Origin of the sequence: Dactylosporangium sp. McL0621 (assembly GCF_049995355.1) — a bacterium.
GTDB lineage: Bacteria > Actinomycetota > Actinomycetes > Mycobacteriales > Micromonosporaceae > Dactylosporangium.
The window spans coordinates 8,864,352-8,883,739 of the sequence record NZ_CP188259.1 but is presented as its reverse complement, the minus strand read 5'-3'; the positions used below and the strand labels follow the sequence as shown (position 1 = coordinate 8,883,739).

The 19,388-nt window shown below is 73.3% G+C and carries 17 protein-coding genes; 6 read left to right on the top strand and 11 right to left on the bottom strand.

Features of this window, described 5'->3' with window-relative positions; genetic code table 11:
- Positions 1-59: 59 nt before the first annotated feature.
- Together ACPPVO_RS42130 and ACPPVO_RS42125 are read left to right on the top strand one after the other, a co-directional pair.
- On the top strand, positions 60-911 hold the full coding sequence (locus tag ACPPVO_RS42130; RefSeq protein ID WP_426504176.1) for a metal ABC transporter substrate-binding protein: 852 nt from the start codon (positions 60-62) through the stop codon (positions 909-911).
- Positions 912-921: 10 nt separating this feature from the next.
- Entirely contained in the window at positions 922-2,349 is a 1,428-nt protein-coding gene (locus ACPPVO_RS42125) for a M1 family metallopeptidase (RefSeq protein WP_426504175.1), read from the top strand.
- Between the two features lie 160 nt (positions 2,350-2,509).
- Here the strand turns inward: ACPPVO_RS42125 and ACPPVO_RS42120 are convergent, their stop codons facing one another.
- The 6 genes from ACPPVO_RS42120 to ACPPVO_RS42095 all read right to left on the bottom strand — a co-directional run bounded on the left by ACPPVO_RS42120 (position 2,510) and on the right by ACPPVO_RS42095 (position 9,760).
- The gene (locus ACPPVO_RS42120) at positions 2,510-3,193 is read right to left on the bottom strand and encodes a hypothetical protein (protein WP_426504174.1); all 684 of its coding nucleotides are present in this window, start codon (positions 3,191-3,193) and stop codon (positions 2,510-2,512) included.
- A 173-nt stretch (positions 3,194-3,366) separates the two neighbouring features.
- A complete protein-coding gene (malQ, locus tag ACPPVO_RS42115; RefSeq protein ID WP_426504173.1) occupies positions 3,367-5,091 on the bottom strand; it encodes a 4-alpha-glucanotransferase in 1,725 nt (574 codons plus the stop codon).
- 27 nt (positions 5,092-5,118) lie between these two features.
- Positions 5,119-5,973: an MEDS domain-containing protein gene (locus ACPPVO_RS42110; RefSeq protein WP_426504171.1), complete on the bottom strand. Its 855-nt coding sequence runs from the start codon at positions 5,971-5,973 to the stop codon at positions 5,119-5,121.
- Between the two features lie 120 nt (positions 5,974-6,093).
- On the bottom strand, positions 6,094-6,981 hold the full coding sequence (gene ppk2, locus ACPPVO_RS42105) for a polyphosphate kinase 2 (protein WP_426504170.1): 888 nt from the start codon (positions 6,979-6,981) through the stop codon (positions 6,094-6,096).
- A gap of 65 nt (positions 6,982-7,046) precedes the next feature.
- The gene (locus ACPPVO_RS42100; protein ID WP_426504169.1) at positions 7,047-8,708 is read right to left on the bottom strand and encodes a VWA domain-containing protein; all 1,662 of its coding nucleotides are present in this window, start codon (positions 8,706-8,708) and stop codon (positions 7,047-7,049) included.
- On the bottom strand, positions 8,705-9,760 hold the full coding sequence (locus ACPPVO_RS42095; protein WP_426504168.1) for a hypothetical protein: 1,056 nt from the start codon (positions 9,758-9,760) through the stop codon (positions 8,705-8,707). Before ACPPVO_RS42095 ends, ACPPVO_RS42100 begins: the two co-directional genes overlap by 4 nt.
- A 303-nt stretch (positions 9,761-10,063) precedes the next feature.
- On the opposite strand from ACPPVO_RS42095, the gene ACPPVO_RS42090 reads away from it, so the two are divergent.
- Positions 10,064-11,749 (top strand): substrate-binding domain-containing protein, encoded by a 1,686-nt coding sequence (locus ACPPVO_RS42090; protein ID WP_426504167.1) that lies wholly within the window; start codon positions 10,064-10,066, stop codon positions 11,747-11,749.
- Between the two features lie 172 nt (positions 11,750-11,921).
- Here ACPPVO_RS42090 and ACPPVO_RS42085 read toward each other — a convergent pair whose 3' ends face one another.
- On the bottom strand, positions 11,922-12,437 hold the full coding sequence (locus ACPPVO_RS42085; RefSeq protein ID WP_426504166.1) for a hypothetical protein: 516 nt from the start codon (positions 12,435-12,437) through the stop codon (positions 11,922-11,924).
- Between the two features lie 225 nt (positions 12,438-12,662).
- On the opposite strand from ACPPVO_RS42085, the gene ACPPVO_RS42080 reads away from it, so the two are divergent.
- The gene (locus tag ACPPVO_RS42080; protein ID WP_426504165.1) at positions 12,663-14,768 is read left to right on the top strand and encodes a GH116 family glycosyl hydrolase; all 2,106 of its coding nucleotides are present in this window, start codon (positions 12,663-12,665) and stop codon (positions 14,766-14,768) included.
- Here ACPPVO_RS42080 and ACPPVO_RS42075 read toward each other — a convergent pair.
- The gene (locus ACPPVO_RS42075) at positions 14,666-15,559 is read right to left on the bottom strand and encodes an SRPBCC domain-containing protein (protein ID WP_426504164.1); all 894 of its coding nucleotides are present in this window, start codon (positions 15,557-15,559) and stop codon (positions 14,666-14,668) included. The two genes, ACPPVO_RS42080 and ACPPVO_RS42075, sit on opposite strands and share 103 nt — an antisense overlap.
- The gene (locus ACPPVO_RS42070) at positions 15,549-15,899 is read right to left on the bottom strand and encodes an ArsR/SmtB family transcription factor (RefSeq protein ID WP_426504163.1); all 351 of its coding nucleotides are present in this window, start codon (positions 15,897-15,899) and stop codon (positions 15,549-15,551) included. The genes ACPPVO_RS42075 and ACPPVO_RS42070 overlap by 11 nt, the downstream gene beginning before the upstream one ends.
- Before the next feature lie 78 nt (positions 15,900-15,977).
- On the opposite strand from ACPPVO_RS42070, the gene ACPPVO_RS42065 reads away from it, so the two are divergent.
- Positions 15,978-16,850, top strand: coding sequence for a WD40 repeat domain-containing protein (locus ACPPVO_RS42065; protein WP_426504162.1), 873 nt, complete (start codon positions 15,978-15,980; stop codon positions 16,848-16,850).
- Here ACPPVO_RS42065 and ACPPVO_RS42060 read toward each other — a convergent pair.
- A complete protein-coding gene (locus ACPPVO_RS42060; RefSeq protein WP_360388225.1) occupies positions 16,841-17,437 on the bottom strand; it encodes a TetR/AcrR family transcriptional regulator in 597 nt (198 codons plus the stop codon). The two genes, ACPPVO_RS42065 and ACPPVO_RS42060, sit on opposite strands and share 10 nt — an antisense overlap.
- A gap of 59 nt (positions 17,438-17,496) precedes the next feature.
- Between ACPPVO_RS42060 and ACPPVO_RS42055 the strand changes: the two genes are divergently transcribed.
- On the top strand, positions 17,497-18,702 hold the full coding sequence (locus tag ACPPVO_RS42055) for an NAD(P)/FAD-dependent oxidoreductase (RefSeq protein ID WP_426504161.1): 1,206 nt from the start codon (positions 17,497-17,499) through the stop codon (positions 18,700-18,702).
- A gap of 105 nt (positions 18,703-18,807) precedes the next feature.
- Here the strand turns inward: ACPPVO_RS42055 and ACPPVO_RS42050 are convergent, their stop codons facing one another.
- Entirely contained in the window at positions 18,808-19,380 is a 573-nt protein-coding gene (locus tag ACPPVO_RS42050; protein ID WP_426504160.1) for a GNAT family N-acetyltransferase, read from the bottom strand.
- Between the last annotated feature and the right edge of the window lie 8 nt (positions 19,381-19,388).

Sequence of the window (19,388 nt, the reverse complement as noted above, 5' to 3'; positions counted from 1 at the left end):
GCGCCCATCGTCTCATGCGTTTTTGACAATGATTGTCATCGCCAGGGAGACTTGCCGGCATGTACCTGCGGGCGGCGGCACTTGCGGCGGCCGTGCTCGCGCTCGCCGGCTGTGCGGTGCACCAACCGGCCGACGACGGACGGGTGCACGTCGTGGCCGGGTTCTACCCGCTGCAGTTCGTGGCCGAGGAGATCGGCGGCGACCGCGTCGGCGTGCAGAACCTGACCCGGGCCGGCGCCGAGCCGCACGACCTGGAGCTGCAGCCCAGCCAGCTCGCCGCGCTCGAGGACGCCGACCTCGTGCTGTACCTGCGCGGCTTCCAGCCCGCCGTCGACGAGGGCGCCGGCCTGCAGGACAAGGCGAAGACGTTCGACGTGTCGGCGATCGCGTCCCTGCGCAACGCCGACCCGCACGTGTGGCTCGACCCGGTGCGGCTGGCCGCGATCGCCGGCGGCGTCGCCAAGCGCATCGCCGCGGCCGACCCCGCCCACGCCGGCGAGTTCGCCGCGCGCGCCGCCGATCTCGAGCGGCGGCTGGGGGAGCTTGACGGGGAGTACCGCCAAGGGCTGGCGCAATGCGTCCGGCACGACGTGGTCACCAGCCATGAGGCCTTCGGCTATCTCACCGCGCGCTACGGGCTGACCCAGGTCCCCGTCACCGGCCTGAACCCCGACGAGGAGCCCGGCCCGCAGCGCGTGCGCGACGTGGCCCGCATCGCCCGGGAGCGCGGCGTCACCACGATCTTCTTCGAGTCGCTGGTCAGCCCGAAGCTGTCGGAGACCGTGGCCCGCGAGATCGGCGCGAAGGCCGCCGTGCTCGACCCGATCGAGGGCGTCGAGACCGGGGAGACGTACTTCACCGCCATGCGCACCAACCTCGCGACCCTCCGTGACGCGCTGGGCTGCGGTTAACCTGGGTTCGGTGCGACGCGCCCTGGCAACGACGGTCACGGTACTGCTCCTCGCCGGCTGCACGCCCGGCGAGGCACGGTCCCAGGGGCAGCCGCTGACCGGGGCGAGCACGACCGTCGAGGACCGCAGCAACCGCGACGGCACCTCGGCCCCGGTGGCCGACCCGCTCTACCCGGCCTACGGCAACCCCGCGCTCGACGTGCTGCACTACGACCTGGCCCTGACCTGGGCGCCGCAGCCGCGCACCCTCACCGGCACCGCCACCATCCGCGTCCGGGTCGTGCGCGCCGTGCCGTCTTTGCGGCTCGACTTCTCCAGCGCGTACACCCTGGGCAATATCAGCGTCGACGGAGCCCCGGCCTCCGGGCGGGTCGCGGACGGCGACCTCGTCGTCGACAAGGCGCTGCCGGCGGGGGCGGTGGCGACCCTCGCGGTCGGGTACAGCGGCACCCCGGCCACGGTCCCGATGCCCTCCCACCGCGGCGACGTTGAGCCGCTCGGCCTCACCGTCACCGCGGACGGCGGCCTGTGGACGATGCAGGAGCCGTACGGGGCGAGCACCTGGTACCCGGCGAACGACCAGCCGTCGGACAAGGCGCTGTACGACATCGCGGTGACGGTGCCGGCGGGCTGGTCGGCGGTCGCGAGCGGCACGCCCGGCCCCAGCGGCGACGGCACCTTCCGCTACACGTCCGCCGCGCCGGTCGCCTCGTACCTGACCACCCTGGCCGTCGGGCAGTACACGAAGACCGTCGTCACGGGCCCGCACAACCTCCCGATCACGCTGTGGACCCGCCCCTCCGACGACGCCACCCGGCTCGATGCGTTGCGCCGGATGCCGGTGTACGTCCAGTGGCTGGAGGACCGCTTCGGCCCCTACCCGTTCCCCTCCACCGGCGTCGTGCTCGTCCCGTCGCAGTCGGCGATGGAGACGCAGCAGATGCTGACCGTCGGCGGCGACGTGGTCAAGGACCCCGCGGGCGCGTCCGGCGTGCTGGTCCACGAGCTCGCCCACCAGTGGTTCGGCGACGCGGTCGGCCCGGCGACCTGGCAGGACGTGTGGCTGAACGAGGGCTGGGCCAGTTACACCGAGCAGTTGTACCGTGCCCAGTCCGACCCCGCCGCGATGAACCGCTGGGAGCAGGCGGCCCGCAGCGCCGACACCGACCTACGCCGCCGCCTCGGCCCGCCGGGGAGCCCGCGCGCGGACAGCTTCGCGGAGAACAACGTGTACGTGTGCCCGGCCCTGATGCTGCGCCAGCTGCACAAGTCCCTGGGCGACGCGCGCTTCTTCGCGCTGGGCCGCGCCTGGGCCGCGTCCAACGCCGGTACCGCCCGCACGCGCGCCGACTTCATCGCGTTCGTGAACAAGCAGACCGGCCGCGACTATACGGGCCTCATCAACGCCTGGCTGGACTCCCCGACCACGCCGGTCTAGGCCCTGTCCTGCCGATCATGCCCGCCTGCGCCGGGCCCAGATTCCCCCTGCGCGCACCCCGCGAAGGCCGGGTTACAACACCGGTAGCCAGGCCTCCGCGGGGCACACGCAGGCGAAATCTGGACCTCGTCTCGGCTCGACATGATCGGCAGGACAGGACCTAGTGCACGCGTTCCCGGGCCCGGATCGCCCGGCCGACCATCCAGGGCGTGACCGGCCGCCCCAGGCGCCCGGTGAGCGTGCGGGCCGCCCGCTCGAGGACGGCGCGGCCCTCGTCCGGTGTCGCCGGTACGCCGTGGCGCGCGAGCCACCGCAGGATCAGCCGGTCGGGCTCGCCCGCCGTGTCGTCGCCGCAGTGCATCCACAGGCAGCCGCGCCGGATGCCGAGCCGCCCCTCGCCGGGCACCGCGGCCAGGGCCAGGTTCACCGCCTCCCAGCGTTCCCGGTCGGCCCGCAGCCCCGCGACGGCGTGGAGGTCCGGCACGTCGTGCGCGTCGAGGATGCCGGCGTACCGCAGCGCCGCGTCGGCCTTGCTGATGCCGCCGGTCGTGGACGTCCGCTCGCCGTTCGTGTCGGCCCGCAGCGCCATTGCGTCGGGGTAGCGCGCCCGGAACACGGCCAGGGGCAACGGATCGGCGGGCAGCGGCTCGCCGGCCCCGACGAGCGGCCGCGGGTCACCGTTGCGGGCCGCGACCCGCCCGACGAGGGGGAGCACGACCTGGTCGTACCGCGCGGAGATGGACCACACCGCGTCGACGACGCAGTAGGAGAGACTCGCCCACCGCGGCCCGCGCGGCTCGAGCGCCATCCCGGCGAGGGCCTCCACGACCAGATCGAACCCCATGACGCGCACGATGCCGGATCGCCAACCGGAACGGCATCGACGGACAGCGGGCCGGATCTGGCTGATTCCCTGCTCGCTGCGCTCGCGGTGGGGGAGCTTCGCTGCACCCACGCCCCCTCAACATCTGCGCCGTGCCGCCCGGCACCGCTGCTGGGCGAAGCCGGGCGCCAGGGTCAGGCTGTGCCGTCGAGGATTTCGGCGATGTGCAGCATGCGCGGGTCGGCCGTCAGGGACTCCAGGCTCAGCGGCAGCGGGATGCGCCAGTTCGGGTACTGCCCCATGGTCCCCGGCAGGTTGGGCTGGCGCGGCTCGCCCAGGACGTCGTACGGGGACGCCAGCAGGATTCGGCACGGGGTTCGGGTCAGCAGGCGGTGCATGGCCACCACGATCTCAGCGTCCGTGCTGTCCGGGGCAGCCAGGCCCTCGGCCGTGAGCAGGTCGAGCAGGGCCGTGCGGTCCTTCTCGGCCGCGGCCCGCTCCTCGGCCACCGGGCGGGTCAGCACGCCCGCCTCGGCGCGGGCGGTCACGTGCTCGCCGGTGAGGAAGCCCGTCGCGGTCGGGAGGTCGTGGGTCGAGATGCTCGCCATGGCGTTCGCGGGCCATCGGGCCGGCGGGATGAAGCGGCCGTCGTCGTCGCGGGTGAACCACAGGACGGCCGAGCCCAGGATGTTGCGGGCCTGCAGGGTCTCGGTCACGACCGGCTCCACGGTGCCGAGGTCCTCGCCGACGACCACCGCCCCGGCGCGCACGGCCTCCTCGATCAGCACGCCCAGCATCGCCGAGGCGTCGTAGTGCACGTAGGCGCCGCCGGCCGCGCCGTGGCCCGGCGGGATCCACCACAGCCGCCACAGGCCCGCCACGTGGTCGACGCGCAGGCCGCCGGCGTGGGCGAAGATGCCGCGCAGCAGGTCCCGGTACGCCTCGTAGCCCGTGGCGGCCAGCCGGTCGGGGCGCCACGTCGCCAGGCCCCAGTCCTGGCCCTGCTGGTTGAACGCGTCCGGCGGGGCGCCGACCTTCGCGTCCTGGGCGATCACGTCCTGCAGGGTCCACGCGTCGGCGCCGCCGGGGTCGATGCCCACGGCCAGGTCGTGCACGATCCCGACCGCCATCGTGGCGGCGGCCGCGTTCGCCGTGGCCAGCTGCTCGGCGCAGCGGCGCTGGAGCCACACGTGGAAGGCGGCGCGGGCCGGGTCGGCGGCGGCGTACGCGGCGGGCCCGGGGCGGCGCAGCTCCTCCGGCCAGGCGCGCCAGTCGACGCCGTGGACCTCGGCGAGCGCGGTGTAGGTGGCGAAGTCCCGCAGCGCGGGCTCGATATCCGAAATGCCGGACATATCGGAGATATCGGAAAATAGCAGCTCCAGCGCCGCCCGCTTCGCGCGCCACACGGCGTCGTAGTCGATCAGGTCGGCCGTCGGCGGGCGGAGGGCGTCGACCCGGTCGCGAAGGGCGGGAGCGGCGGCCCTGTACTCGGGCAGGTCCGCGATCCGCAGATAGATCGCGTTCACGAAGCGCCGCGACGACGGCGAGTACGGCGACGACGGCATCGGGTCGACCGGCGCCACCGCGTGCAGCGGGTTGACCAGCACCGCGCCCGCGCCGGTGAGCGCCGCCCAGCGCGAGAACGCCGCCAGGTCCGCGAAGTCGCCGACGCCCCAGGACGCGGCCGAGCGCAGGCCGTACAGCTGGATCATCCAACCCCAGGTGCGGGGCACCTCGGGGAGCACGACCGGCGCGGTGGCCGGGGTGACGCCCGCGGTCCGCGGCTCGAGCAGCGCCATGACGGCCCGCACGACGTCGGGTTCGATGTCGACGCGCCGGTGGCCGGCGGTCTCGTACCAGGTGGCGACGCCCCGGGCGGCGGCCTCGGCATTCAGGGACTCATCAGGCGAAAGCGGCACGCCGCCAGTCTTACCCCAACGGTGCGGTCACGAAGCGGCCGACACGGAAACCGCCGGGACCCGGTCGCGCAGCACGAGGCTCGGTACCGACTCCGCGCCCACCAGCTCCAGCGCCTGGCGCACGGCGCGGCCGCAGCGCACGACGGTGTGGCGGTGCGGGCGGGACGCGGCGAAGCGGACGATGTGCCCGGCCCCGGCCGCGTCGACGAAGTCGAGGTCGCTCGCGTCGAGCATGACCACCGAGTCGGCCCCGGCCACGAGCTCGAGGATGCAGGGCAGCGACTCGGCGTTGGAGGCGTCGAGCTCGCCGGTGAGCCGCAGGTGGGCCCCCCAGCCGCCGAGGGTGAACGCGAGCAGCGGGCCCGGGTGGACGGCGCCGATGCGGGCCAGCAGCTCCTTGCCGAAGCGGCGGCGGTCGTAGAGGCACAGCCCGGTGACGCGCGGGTCGCCGAAGAGGCGGTCCACCTCGTGCTCGTACGCGAACAGGTCGGTCGGCGTCCACGCGGGCCGGTCGGTCCAGGTCATCTGGCCGGCGACGGAGACCGCCGGCCAGCCGCCGCCGAGGGTCTCGTCGGCGAGCCGGGTGAGCAGGTCGAGCATGTCCGCCACGCCGAAGACCGGGCCGCCGAAGGCGCCGAGCGGGGCACCGGTCTGACCGGTGCTGAAGCGGACCGTCGTGAACTGCCCGGTCACGGCCCCGGTCACGCCCTCGGCCAGTTCCCGGGCCAGGTCGCCCGATTCGGTGTCCAGGAAGACCACGACGCGGTGACCTGCGGTGACCGCCCGTTGCGCGAAGTCCGCCAGCAGCCCGCGAATCTCGTCGTCACTTGAGTAAGCGAGCGTGACGTGTTTGCCGAACAACGCCGCCCCAAGCTCCCGCACGGGCTACACATTACGACGTGAACAACCGGGCCGTGAATGCCGCGGGCGTGAATACCGAACTTGCCCTACTCAACCGTTCGGCGTGTTGTTACTCAAGGAAAGCGAATCATCTCCTACAACTTATAGGCGCGGCGCGTCGTCGGCCTTGTCGTCGGCGAGCGCGGCCGGGCCCAGGATGAGCGGGTCGGGCGCGGCGACGATCTCGTTGTCCTTGTTGTCGTACTGGAAGCGGCTCAGCACGTGCCGCATCGCCTCGAGCCGGGCCCGCTTCTTGTCGTTGCTCTTCACGACGGTCCACGGCGCGTCGGCGGTGTCGGTGTAGAAGAACATCGCCTCCTTCGCCTCGGTGTAGTCGTCCCATTTGTCCAGCGAGGCGAGATCCATCGGCGACAGTTTCCATTGCCGTACCGGGTCCACCTGGCGGATCAGGAATCGGGTGCGCTGCTCGTTGCGCGACACCGAGAACCAGAATTTGACGAGCTTGATGCCGGAGCGCACCAGCATCCGCTCGAGCTCGGGGGCCTGGCGCATGAACTCGAGGTACTCGGCCCGGTTGCAGAAGCCCATGACCCGCTCGACGCCGGCCCGGTTATACCAGGACCGGTCGAACAGGACGATCTCCCCCTTGGCCGGCAGGTACTGGATGTAGCGCTGGAAGTACCACTGCGTGAGCTCGCGCTCGCTGGGCTTCTCCAGCGCGACCACCCGGGCGCCGCGCGGGTTGAGGTGCTCCATGAACCGCTTGATCGTGCCGCCCTTGCCGGCCGCGTCGCGCCCCTCGAAGAGGATCACGAGCCGGTCGCCGCTGTCCTTGATCGAGTTCTGCAGCTTGAGCAGCTCGATCTGCAGCAGGCGCTTGACGCGGTCGTACTCCGCCCGCGTCAAGCGCTCGTCGTAGGGGTAGTCCTCCCGCCACGTGTCGACCGGCTGGCCGTCCTTGCGCAGCAGCACCGGGTCGTCATCGTCGTCGTCCTCGACCAGGTAGTCGTCGAGCGAGAGTTCCGTCATACTTTCGATGTACCCCACGCCCCGGCGTTTCACCACTGCCGGGGCTTGAACACCGCGTTACAAGATCACTGGTACCCGCGGATCTCCTTGAACGCCGCGGGCAGCGAACCGGTGCGCGCGTCGAAGGTGCGGCCCCCGGTCAGGTCGGCGATCTGCTGCATCTCGGCGACGTTGCCCTCGCCGAAGAGGATCGTGAACACCGGTACCTTCGCCAGCTGCGGCACCCGCGACCTGAACGCGTCCAGGCGCGCCCCGGCGGTGACCTCGCCGTCGGTGAGCAGGACGATCGACGTGAACCGGTCGGGGTCCTCCTTGGCCAGGGCGGCGGCCTGGTCGTAGGCGGTGAACAGGGCGTCGTAGATCGCGGTGTCCCCGGAGACCTTCAGCCCGCCGACGTACCCGCGGATCTGCTCGAGGGTCGGCTGGAAGTTGTCCTCGGGCACGTCGAACCGGCTCACCTGGCCCGGCTTGCTGCTGAACGGGATCATGAGCACCTGCTCGCGGCCGTTGAACCGGCTGAACTGCCCGGAGAGGCTGGTGTCGGCGCCGGTGAGGCCGATGAGGGCGTTCTTGAGGCCCTCGATCCGCTCGCCCTTCATCGATCCGGACAGGTCCAGCACGTAGATCGTGCGGGCCGGCTTGCGCAGGTCGTCGCCGAACGCCCCGATGAGCGCGTTGGCCGCCTCGAGCTTGCCCGGGAAGGGCAGCTCCGGCAGGCTCCCGCCGCCCTTGGGCCCGAACTCGGCGCCGAGCGCCAGGTTGGGCACCGCGGGCCGCCGCCACGTGCGCTCCATGATCTGCTGCTGCACGCTCGGGCGGCGCAGGTAGTCGGCGATCGCCGCGTAGTTGGTCTTCGTCTGCTCCGGCACCCCGGCGAGCAGGGTCAGCGGGTAGTCGGCGGTGACGACGCCGTCGGACGGGTACACCACGGAAAGCTTTTCGGGCAGTTTGCCTGACGCGTTGAGCGACAGGATCACCGACTCGTAGTTGACGAGCCCGTCGACGGCGTGGTCGTTCTTCGCCACGGCGTTCTTGGTGAAGGCGTCGGCCAGCCAGCCCGACGAGCCCGCGGTCAGGTTCTGCCCGGCGAAGAACGCCCGCAGCCGCGGGGTCAGCGGGGCGATCTGCTCGGCGCTGAGCGCGGCGCCGGTGCCGGACAGCGCCGCGGCGACCCCGACGAGCGCGGAGAAGCCCGAGTTCGAGCTGGCCGGGTTGGTCATGCCGTAGGTGAACTTGTGCTCGCCGGCCGCGACCGCGATCTCCGACCACGTCGGGCGGTGCTGGTCCCAGCCGAGCTGCTTGGCCACGGTCTCGCGCAGGCCCAGCACGACCGGGGAGGTCGCGACCTTGGTGGCGGTGCCGATCTTGTCCCCGGCGCCCGGGTGCAGCTGGAGGTACCGGTTGCTGGCGAACCAGATCGCGTCGTAGCTCTTGGCGGCGTTGCCCGACACCACGTTCTCGACGCCGTCGAGGGTGCCGGTGGCCTGGAGCTTCACCTCGACCCCGGTGGCCTGCCGGGCCTGGTCGAGGATCGGCTGGAGGTCGGCGAGCTCGCTGCCGGCGAGCACGCGCAGGGTGCCGGAGCCCTTGAGGAACGCGCCCTCGCTCGCGGCGGGCTCGGCCCCCTTCGGCTTCTCGGTGCAGGCGCCCAGCAGGAGGGTCGCCGCGATCAACGCGACGCCGAGCCGCCGCATGCCGCCGCCTCCGCTTCGCTCGGTACCGCTCACGCCATCTTCTCCTCAAGCCTCGCCAGCAGGTCGTGCTGGGCGTCGTAGTCGGGTTCGGGCACGGCGCCGGCGATGGAGTCCGGGAGCGCGGCGTCGCCGGGGCGTACCTTCGCGAAGACCGGCGCGGTGAGCGTGCTGTCCGCGGTGCGGAAGCCGTGCTTGGCCGCCAGGCGCTGCAGGTCGGGGTCGCTCGCGAGGAGCTTGGCCACCGTCGCGCCGGCGTCGCTCAGCGGCACGATCGTGTGCTCGCACATGAGGGTCGGGTTGGGGTACAGCACCGTCTGCCCGTTGCTCAGGCCCTGGTTGACCGCGTGGTCGACGAACTGGGCCTCGTAGATGAGCACCATCGGCGCGAAGTTGGTGCCGCGGCCCAGGTAGCTCTCGAACGGCTCCTCGCTCGTGGTGTCCACGGCGCCCTGGTCGGTGAAGAGCTTGGCCACGGCGCCCAGGTCGCCGCCGGTGACCTGGCTGACCAGCGCGGCGAACATCGCCGCGGAGTTGGAGTCGGCCGGCCGGGTCGTGGCCACGAGCACGTTCTGCGCGACCGGCCGCGTCGTGTTGCCGGGGATGTCGGTCCACTTGAGGTTGCGGCGGTTGGCGTCGACCAGCGCCTTGAGGTCGAGCCGCCAGACCCGCGCGCTGTCGCGCTCGGCGAGGTGGGCGCTGTTGAGCAGGTCCACGATCGGCTGGAAGGTCGCGACGGCCAGCGGCGAGGAGAACACCGCGACGTTGTCGCCCTTCGGGGCGCTGTGCCGGCGGACCTCCTCGGCGGCGGCCTTGCTGCTGGGGAAGGCGAAGTCGTACCCGGCCGTGCGCGTGGGCATCTGCCGGGACCCGGCCGCGTCGGCCCGCACCGCCCACCCGTGCCGGGCCAGGGCGGCCTTGACGTCGGGGTCGGCGAAGTACGGCAGCTTCTCGGAGCCGACGATGGCCGTGAGCTGCTTGACGCCGCCCGCCCCGGCCCCGCCCCCGCGGCCGAGCAGGTGCCCGGCGACGGCGCCGATGACGACCAGCACGAGCACCAGGACGATCAGGGGTCCGGTCCGCTTCACGGCCCCGATTGTGCCCCATCGGTACAAACCCCGGCCGTCAATGTCCAGTTCAAATGACGTTCATGTCGTCCACAGTGGAGGAATAGGCGCCGGCCCCGGCGGCCCGGCCGGCCGGTCTGACCTGTTTCCGACGGAACCGGAGCATACGTGTCGATGTCGTCACCCTGCGTCGCGCACTGCGGCTGATCTGCGCAGAATGCACCATCCGAACGGCCGAGGCTCGCCTCCGACCGGCTGACCAAGGGCCGGAATCCGCCCTGCTCGATGTCATACTTGCCGGCGGCCAGGGGGAGTGTGGCGAAAATGGGTAGGCATCAGGCGGGTACGCGCTCGCTCGGCGCGGTCATGCGCGGGCTCGTGCTGCTGCTCGCCGTCGGGCTCGTCGCCGGCGCGGGCTGGTACGCCCTGCGCGGGCGGCCCGCCGGCGACGACGGCACCGGCTGCCCCACCACGCTGCGGGTGGTGACCGCCTCCTCGTTCTCCACCGTGGTCTCCGCCGCCGGCCGCGTGCTGCGCTCCGGCCCGGACTGCGTCCTGCTCGACATCACCGCCGCCGACGGCCGCCCCGCGGGCGGGCAGCTCGCACAGGTCAACGCCGACGTGTGGATCCCCGACGACGCCTCCTGGGCCACCGTCGCGCCCCCGGGCCTGCTCGTGCCCACCGACAAGGACAAGGGCGGCGCCGTACGGCAGGAGACGAGCGCCGGGGCCACGATCGCGACCACCCCGATCCTCATGGTCACCGACCAGGCCACCGCGGACAAGATCAAGGGCGGGGGCGGCGGCTGGCTGGCCCTGGCCGGGCTGCTCGACGGCAAGAGCAGCGGCGTGCGGCTCGTCGTCCGCGACCCGTCGCTGTCCGGCGACGGCCTGGTCGCGGCCGGAGCCGTGGGCGAGGCGGTCTGGCTCAAGGACGGCATGGACGCCTCCTCGCTCGCGCTGAACACCACGCGGGCGGTGACCCGCACCGTCAACCACGACCTGGCCGCCACCCCGAACGAGGTGGGCGAGGTCGGGCTGGTTCCCGAGTACGCGCTGTTGCCGATCATGAACGTGGCGCCGAACCGCGTCTATCTCAGCGGGGCGGACCATACCGCGCTCATGCGGTACACCTGGCTGCCCACCGCCGCGGCGGCCCGGGACCCGCAGCGGGCCGTGGCCCTCAAGCGCCTGCTCGCGAGCTTCGAGACCACCGAGGTCCGCCAGGCCATCTCCGCCGCGGGCCTGCGCGGCCCGGGCCAGGTCCGCCCGCCGTTCGAGGGCGGCTCCGCCCTGCCCGAGCCGACCGCGCCGCCGTTCGACGTGCTCGCCGCCCACCACGTGCAGCACGTCTTCGCCACGTGGGACCCCGAGGACCGGCGCAGCAACCTGCTCATCGCCGTGGACATGGCCGGCCCCGGCACCGGCGCGGGCTCCAGCCCCGCCGTGATCGGCAGCGCCGCGCCCGGCGGCAAACAAGCGCCGATCGACGTGCTCAAGTCCGGCTGCCGCGTGGTCGGCGACCTCATGCCGGTCGGCTCCCGCCTGGGCCTGTGGGAGATCAGCCCCGGCCAGCCCGGCGGGTACCGCAAGCTGCTGCCGTCGGACCGCCTCGACGAGACCTCGAGGGCCGCGTTCGCCCGCTCGGTGAGCACCCTGACGACCCACAAGGCCGGCGCGGGCCTGCTGGACACGGTCGTCGCCGCGTACCAGTCGGTGCGCGACGACTGGCACGACGACATGTTCAACCAGATCTTCATCCTGACCGACGACGCGAACAAGGACAGCACGAACGCCCAGGCCGTGGCCGCGATGGTGCAGAAGCTCACGGAGCTGCAGGACAAGGAGCGCCCGGTCACGATCAGCGTGGTGGTCCTGGGCAAGAAGGACGCGGCGGACCGCTTGAAGGCGGCCCTGCAGCCGCTGGGCGCGTACGTCGACTTCGCCCAGACGGTCGACGACGTGCAGGCCGCCTTCATCCACGTCGTGGCGGGCGGCCTGCACGAGTAGCGGTACACGTTGACGCCCTTTGATACGAAGGGCGGTGTCGGCAGGAGCGCGCCGTCCCGGCACAGCCGCTCCCGTGACGCAGGAGGGGCCCCGCGGCACGCGGCCGGTCGAGCACCGGCAACGGGGGCGCGCCGCGGGCCACCCTCCTGTATGCGGCCACGGACAGGCGGGGTCAGACCGGTACGTCTCCGCAGAGGTGGACCTCCACGCCCAGTGCGGACAGCATCGCGGCCTTGGCCAGTAGGGCCTTGTCGGCGGTTTCGGCGTCCGGGGCGTAGGCGACGTTCAGGTGGTTGGCCTTGTGCCGGGCCATGAACTGGTCGCGGGTGACGCCGTGCAGGACGGCGTGCATGATGGGCCACGCCGGGGTTGTCGCGTTGGAGCGGCGCTGCGACTCCTCCGCCGGCAGGGATACGGCTGATGCGCGGCCCAGGTCGGCGTGCAGGGTGCCGCCCTGGATGAAGACCCGGCTCCAGACGACCTCGCCCGGCTTGCAGATGCCCTTGATGGTCGAGCCGCCGAGCGGGAAGTACACGGGGTCCTGGCGCCAGCCTTCGGCTTCGGCGTAGCCGGTGGCGAAGTGGGACGCCGGGACCGAGCCGGAGATTTCCCAGACCCAGACGAAGTCGTCGCCGTAGGTTTCGCCCCAGCGGACGTCGTGGAGGGTGGTGGCCGGGTCGAGGCCCATGGCGGTCCAGATGCGGTTGGTGATGAGGGCGTCGACGGCGACGCCTTCGTCGGCTTCGTTGAAGTGGGGTAGCGGGACGCCGTCCCACAGGACGCGGGTGCCGTCGCGGGTGGTGACTGGGTGGCGTTGTTGAGGAGGCCCTCGGCGAGGTCGGAGGCGGGGCTGAGGTCTTTGAGGCCTTGCTGGTATTGGATGCCGACGGCGTCGAGGCCGTAGTCGTCGGCGATGCGTAGGGCGGACCCGTTCGCGAACGTCACCTACGACGACCCCGGGCTGCCCGTCGCGATCCGGCTCGAGGCGCACACGCCCTTCGTGCCGCTGGACGCGGATGCGAGCGCGCTGCCGATCGTGCGGTACCGCTTCACGGTCCGCAACGACAGTGCCGGGTTCCGGCACGGCTTCCTGCTCGGCGCGCTGCAGAACGCGGCCGGCTGGGACGGCGTGACGCCGATCCGCGGCACCCGCGGCGCCGGCTACGGCGGCAACGTGAACCGGCTCCTGCGCCGGCCCGGCCAGTCCGGTGTGCTCATGGACCACCCGGGCCTGGCCGAGGACGACCCCACCGCCGGCGAGCTGCTGCTGTGGACCGACGCGCCCGCCGCCGTGCTGCCCCGCGCGCACGACGCCGACGCCCTGCTGCGGTTCGTGGAGACCGTCCGGCTCGTCGCCCCGACCCAGCTCGGCGACTACTCGGACGCGGCGCTGCGCTCGGCGCTCGGCCCGGGCGCGTCGCCGATGCGGGCGCCGAGCGGGCCGAGCCCGGCCGGGCACACCTGGGACGCCGGCGTCGCGGCCGCGTTCGCCCTGGCCCCGGGGGAGTCCACCACCATCGACATCGTCCACGCCTGGTGGTTCCCGAACCGGTACGCCGACTTCGACCGCTTCGGCCCCCAGCACCACTACGGCCCGAGCCGCTTCTGGGTCGGCAACCACTACGCGACCCGGTTCGGCGGCGCCCTCGACGTGCTCGACGCCTACCTGGCCGGCCGCGACCGGCTCGACGCCGCGTCGCGCGCGTGGGCCGACGCGGTGGCGGGCAGCGACCTGCCGGAGCCGCTGCGGGAGACGATCGCGGCCCAGCCGGCCCTGGTGCGCTCGCCGAGCGTGTTCCGCACCGCGGACGGGCGCACGTACGCGTTCGAGGGCGCCCTGGGCGCCTCGACCCGCAACTGGAACGGCGACGCGGGCGGCTCGTGCCCGCTCAACTGCAACCACGTGCTGAACTACGAGCAGGCCCTGGCCCGGCTGTTCCCGTCCGTGGGGCGGGACATGCGCGAGACGGAGTTCGCGGTGCAGGCCGCGGACGGTTCGATCCCGCACCGGGTCGTCCTGCCGCTGTACCTGCCGCAGCTGCACGGGGTGCCGATCGGCGGGCCGGAGCGGCCGGCGCTGGACGGCATGCTGGGCGCGGTGCTGAAGACGTACCGCAGCGTCCTGGACGGTGCCGGCGTCGAGTGGCTGTCGTCGCACTGGGCCTCGCTGGTCGCCCTCATGTCCTACGTCTCGGACACGTGGGACGTCGCCGGCGACGGGGTGCTGCGCGGCGACCAGCCGGTCACGTACGACATCTCGCTGCACGAGCCGAACATGTACGTCGGCGCGCTGTGGCTGGCGGCGCTGCGGGCCATGCGGGAGATGGCGGGCCGGCTGGGTGTGGCGGCCGCCTACGACTTCGAGCGGGCCTCGGAGGCGTACGACCGGCTGCTGTGGAACGGCGAGTTCTACGACTTCGGCGGCGGCTGCCTCGCCGACCAGCTGCTCGGGCAGTGGTGGGCGCACGAGCTCGGGCTCGGCCACCTCCTGCCGGCCGGGCGGGTCCGGGCGGCACTGCGCTCGATCGTGCGGTACAACCTCCGCACGCACTTCGAGCCGCACGGATACCGTTCGTTCGCCGACGGCGACGAGACCGGCCTGGTGGTGTGCAGCTGGCCGCACGGGGGGCGCCCGGCCGTCCCGCTGCGCTACTGCGACGAGGTGTGGACCGGCGTGGAGTACCAGGTCGCCGCCCACTGCTTCCACGAGGGCCTCGACGAGGAGGGGCTGGCGATCCTCCGCGGCGTGCGGGCGCGCTACGACGGCACGCGCCGCAACCCGTTCAACGAGATCGAGTGCGGCGACCACTACGTGCGGGCGATGGCCGGCTGGTCGCTGCTCACCGCGTGGAGCGGGGTCCGCCACGACGCGACGGCCGGGACGCACACCAGCGGCGCGCGCCCCGGCCGGTACCCCTACGTCGCCGGCACGTCCTGGGGCACGCTCACGGTCGCCGCGGACGGCGGGATCTCCTGCAGCATCCACGAGTTGCCGTCGGGGTCGGCGAACCCGACGTAGAGGATCCCGCCCATGTCCATCACCTCGCCGGCCTCGACGCCCCGCTTGAGCAGCGCCTCGCGGACCTGGCGGACGTCGTCGACGACGAGGTGCAGGCCCTGCACGGCGCCCGGCGCCTGCCGCAGGCCGGGCAGGCCCGTGGAGAGCAGGACGGAGCAGGCCGAACCGGGCGGGGTCAGCTGCACGATCCGCGCACCGTCTCCGGGCTGGATGTCGTGGTCGACGTGGAAGCCCAGCTTGTCGGCGTAGAAGGCCAGGGCCGCGCCGACGTCGGCCACGGGGACCGGGACCAGCTCCAGGCGCATGGTGAACTGCCCGGCGAGGTAGGCCTCGAGGTTGGCGTAGCCGGCGTCCATGCCCTCGCGCATCCCGCTGTGCAGCGCGCTGTCCCGCGCCTCGGCCGACGGGTACGCGATGTGCGTGGTGATCCGGGTCCGGCCGCCGAGGTCGGTGAACGTGAGCGTGTTGCGGGTGGTGGCCCAGCCGCCGCTCCACGCCTCGGTGCTCACGAGCCGCCCGGGCCGCTCGATCTCCTCGAACGTGCCCGAGATCGTCAGCTCCTCGCCGGCCTCGGTGCGCCAGACGTACCGGAACGGCCCGCCCGGCCGCAGGTCGATCTCGCACACGGGCATGGTCCAGCCGGGCGGGCCGAGCATCCAGTGCGGCAGGTGCCGCGGGCTGGTGTGCACGTCGAAGACCAGCTCGGGCGGGGCGGCCACGACGCGGGTGACGCGCACGCCCAGGTCGCCGTCGAGCTCGAAACCGGTCACGCCGAGGGTGTCAGTGCTCATCGTCGGACTCCTTGATGTCGTCTTGCAGAAACTGCAGGTAGGCGTCCAGGCGCGAGTAGCTCTCGTCCCAGAACCGCCGGTACTCCTCGGTGAACGCGGCGACCTCCTTCAGGGGCGCGGCCTCCAGCCGGCAGGGCCGCCACTGCGCCTCCCGCCCGCGCGAGATCAGCCCCGCCTGCTCCAGCACCCGCAGGTGCTTGGAGATCGCGGGCCCGCTCATCGTGAACGGCGCCGACAGTTCCTTCACGGTCGCCTCGCCGGCGCTGAGCCGGGCCAGGATCGCCCGCCGCGTCGGGTCGGCGAGCGCCGCGAAGGTCATACTCAGCCGATCAGTGCTCATCCTGTACCTAACCAAGTGGTTATCTAACCTGTTGGTTACTCAAGCAGGTCAGCCGCCCTTCGTCAAGAGGAGTCACTCGTGCGGATCGACGCCGCCCGCCCCATGGCCGCCTGGGTCGCGGTGCTGGCGACCCCGGACGGGCCGCTGCTCGCGCCGTGCGGGCCGCTCTTCGACGCGCGCACGAAGGCGCTGCGGGGCAACTGGGCGGCGGTGGTGCGGGCGGCGGCGTCGCTGCCCGGCGGGCGGACCGTGCTGCTGGCGGCGGGGGTCGCCGGGCCGCGCCGGTTCGACCTCGGCACCGGTTCCGAACTGCCGCCGGTCGACGACCCGGCCGAGGTGACGGACGTGGCGGTGGCCCCGCTGCCGGACGGGCGGGTGGTGCTCGCCGGGGCCGGGCCGGGGGGCGTGCACCGCTGGGACGCGGCGACGGGGGAGCGCCTGGGCCGCCGCCCGCTCGTGGGGCCGGCCCTGCGCGCGGTGACCGCGGCCCTGCGCCCCGGCGGCGTGACCCTGATCGCGTGCGACGACACCGCGCTGTACCGCTGGGACGCCGCGACCGGCGACCCGCTGCGGCCGCCGCAGCAGACGGCCGCCGAGTCCCTGGGCGGCCTGGCCCTGGCTCCGACCGGCCGCGAGATGCTGGTCGGCGGCGACTGGGACGGTGCGGTACACCGTTGGGACCCCCACACGGGCCAGGAGCTCGGCGATCCGATCCCGGTGCCGTCGCCGGCCCGCCTGGCCGGCTGCTTCGCGGGGCGCCTCGACCGCCCGTGCGCCCTGCTGCTCGCGGCCGACGCCCGCTACGACACCGCGGTCGCCGTCGACCTCGAGCGCGGCGAGCGCATCCCGATCCCGGCCGGGGCGCGGGCGGTCTTCGCCCTGGACGGCGAGACCCTGGCGGTACTGGTCCACCCGGGCGGGCAGCTGACGGTCGAGCCCCTCTACGGCTGACGGCGCAGGCCGTCCAGGGTCGTGGCCGTCGCCTGCTCCCACACGCGGCGGGCGGTGTCCTCGTCGCCCAGGACCCCGCGCAGTTCCAGGGTCGCCAGGCCGTGCACGAGGGCCAGCAGGTGCCGGCCGACGGTGAACTCGTCGCGGCCCGGGAACAGGCCCAGGGCGAGGCACCGGCGGATCGTGCCCAGGACGCGGTCGAAGCTCGCGTACACCAGCCGGAACACGGGATCGCCGGGGTCCGCGCCCGCGTGGACCTGGGCCATGAACAGGTCGTAGAGCTGCGGCTTCTCCCGTGCCGCGGCCCGGAACCCGGCGACGAGCAGCGGCAGCTCGGCGAGCGGGTCGGCCCGCTCGGGCACGGCCGCGTGGTGGCGGCGCATGGTCTCGGCGACGTCGAGCGAGAGCGCCCGCAGCAGGCCGTCCTTGTCGCCGAAGAGGCTGTACACGGCCCGGGTCGTGGTCCCGACCGCGTCCGCGACCCGCCGCACCGACACCCCGGCCGGCCCCTCGGCATGCACGAGCTCCCCCGCGGCGGCCAGCAGCGCCGCCCGCGTGTCCGCGCCGTGTTCCCGGGGTCGTCCCATCGCTTGCCAGCATATCGTGACGCTGTTACGTTACGTTGTATCAAAACCGGGAGGAGCCGATGGTGTACGACGTGATCGTGGTCGGCACGCGCCCGGCGGGGGCGGCCACGGCGCTGCTGCTGGCCCGCGCGGGACTGCGGGTCCTGGCGGTGGACCGGGCCCGGTTCCCCAGCGACACGCTCTCCACGCACCAGATCCAGCCGCCGGGGGTTGCCCTGCTGCGCCGGTGGGGCCTGCTCGAGGCGCTGCTTGCCGCCGGTACACCCATGATCCGAACGGCCCGTTTCGACCATCCGGCCGCCGTGCTGCACGGCGCCTACCCGGGCCCGGACGGCGTGCTGAGCCCGCGCCGCACGCTGCTGGACGCGCTCCTCGTCGACGCGGCCCGGGCCGCGGGCGCCGAGGTCTGGGAGGGCTTCGCCGTCACGGATCTCCTGTGGACGGACGGCCGCGTGACCGGCGTCGAGGGCGCCTTCCGGCGCGGCGCCCCGGCCTCGGCCTCGGCGGCGGTCGTGGTCGGCGCCGACGGCAAGCGCTCGACGGTCGCCCGGCGGGCCGGCGCCCGCTCGTACCGCGTGCGCCCGCCGACCTCGGGCGCCTGCTACGCCTACGTCGAGGGCCTGGAGCTGACCGGCGGCGAGGTGTACCCGCGCGCGGACCGGCTCGCCTCCGTCTGGCCGACGAACGACAACCTCGCCGTCGCCTTCCTCTCGGTACCGCGGGCCCGGTTCGACGACGTGCGCGGGCGCGGGTTCCGGGCCGGCTTCGGCGAACGGCTCGCGGGGACCCGCCTGGCCGGGCCCGTCCGGGCGACGGTGGACCTGCCGAACGGGTACCGTGTGCCGTTCGGCCCGGGCTGGGCCCTGGCCGGGGACGCCGGCCTCGTCATGGACCCGATCACCGGCCAGGGCATCGGCAACGCCCTGCGCGACGCCGACGCGCTGGCGGCCGCACTCGTTTCCGGCCTCGGCGGCGGGCGCCCGCTGCGCGCGGCCCTGGCGGCCTACCAGCGCCGCCGGGACCGGGAGCGGCGCGCGATGTACCGCATCACGACCTCGATGGCGGCGTTCGGGCCGGACCGGGCCGGGCGGTGGCTGTACCCGGCCCTGGCCCGCGACCCGGCCGGCGTGACGTGCTTCCTGGGCGTGCTGGCGGGGCTGACGCCGCCGAACCGGCTGTGGCCGGCCGCGCTGCGGGGCCTGCGGCTCACCGGGCCACGAGCTCAGCCGCTGAACACGGCCGACGAGCGGTTCGGAGCCGGCTGAGGACAGCGGGCGTGGACAGCGGCGGTGAGAGTGCCCGGCGCCGGCCGGTCGGCGCCGCGGAGCGAAGCACCTGGACACCGGGCGAGGTCTCGCAAGGGCGCAAGGTCAGCGGGCGGGAGCCGGCTCGGACGGCGGCCGCCACTCTCGCCTGATCAGCCCGTAGACCCACGAGTCGGAGACCTCGCCGTTCACGACGCAGTCTTCCCGCAACGTCCCTTCGCGCACGAAGCCGAGCTTCTCCAGCACGCGCGCAGATGCCACGTTGCGCGTATCGGTCTCCGCCTGGACGCGATTGAGGTCCAGCGTGTCGAACGCCCACCGCAGCAGAGCGCGTGCAGCCTCCGTCGCGTTGCCGTGGCCCCACGCGGCAGCGTCGAAGCAGTAGCCCAGCGACGCGCTGCGGTAGTCCGGATTCCACCGGTTCAAGCTGCACCAGCCGATGAACGCCCCGTCGCAGACGCGATCCACGGCCAGCCGCACCCCGGTGCCCTCCGCTGCCATCTCCCGGCAAGCCGTGATGAACCGCTCGGCGCGCGCGCGTTCGCTCCATGGCGGCGCGTCCCAGTAGCGCAGCACGTGAGCGTTCCTGTGCAGCGCGAAGAGGTCGTTCGCATCCGCGTCGTCGAAGGGGCGCAGTCGAAGGCGAGCGGTGCGCAGCGTGGGAGCGGTCAGCGACATGCGCGTCT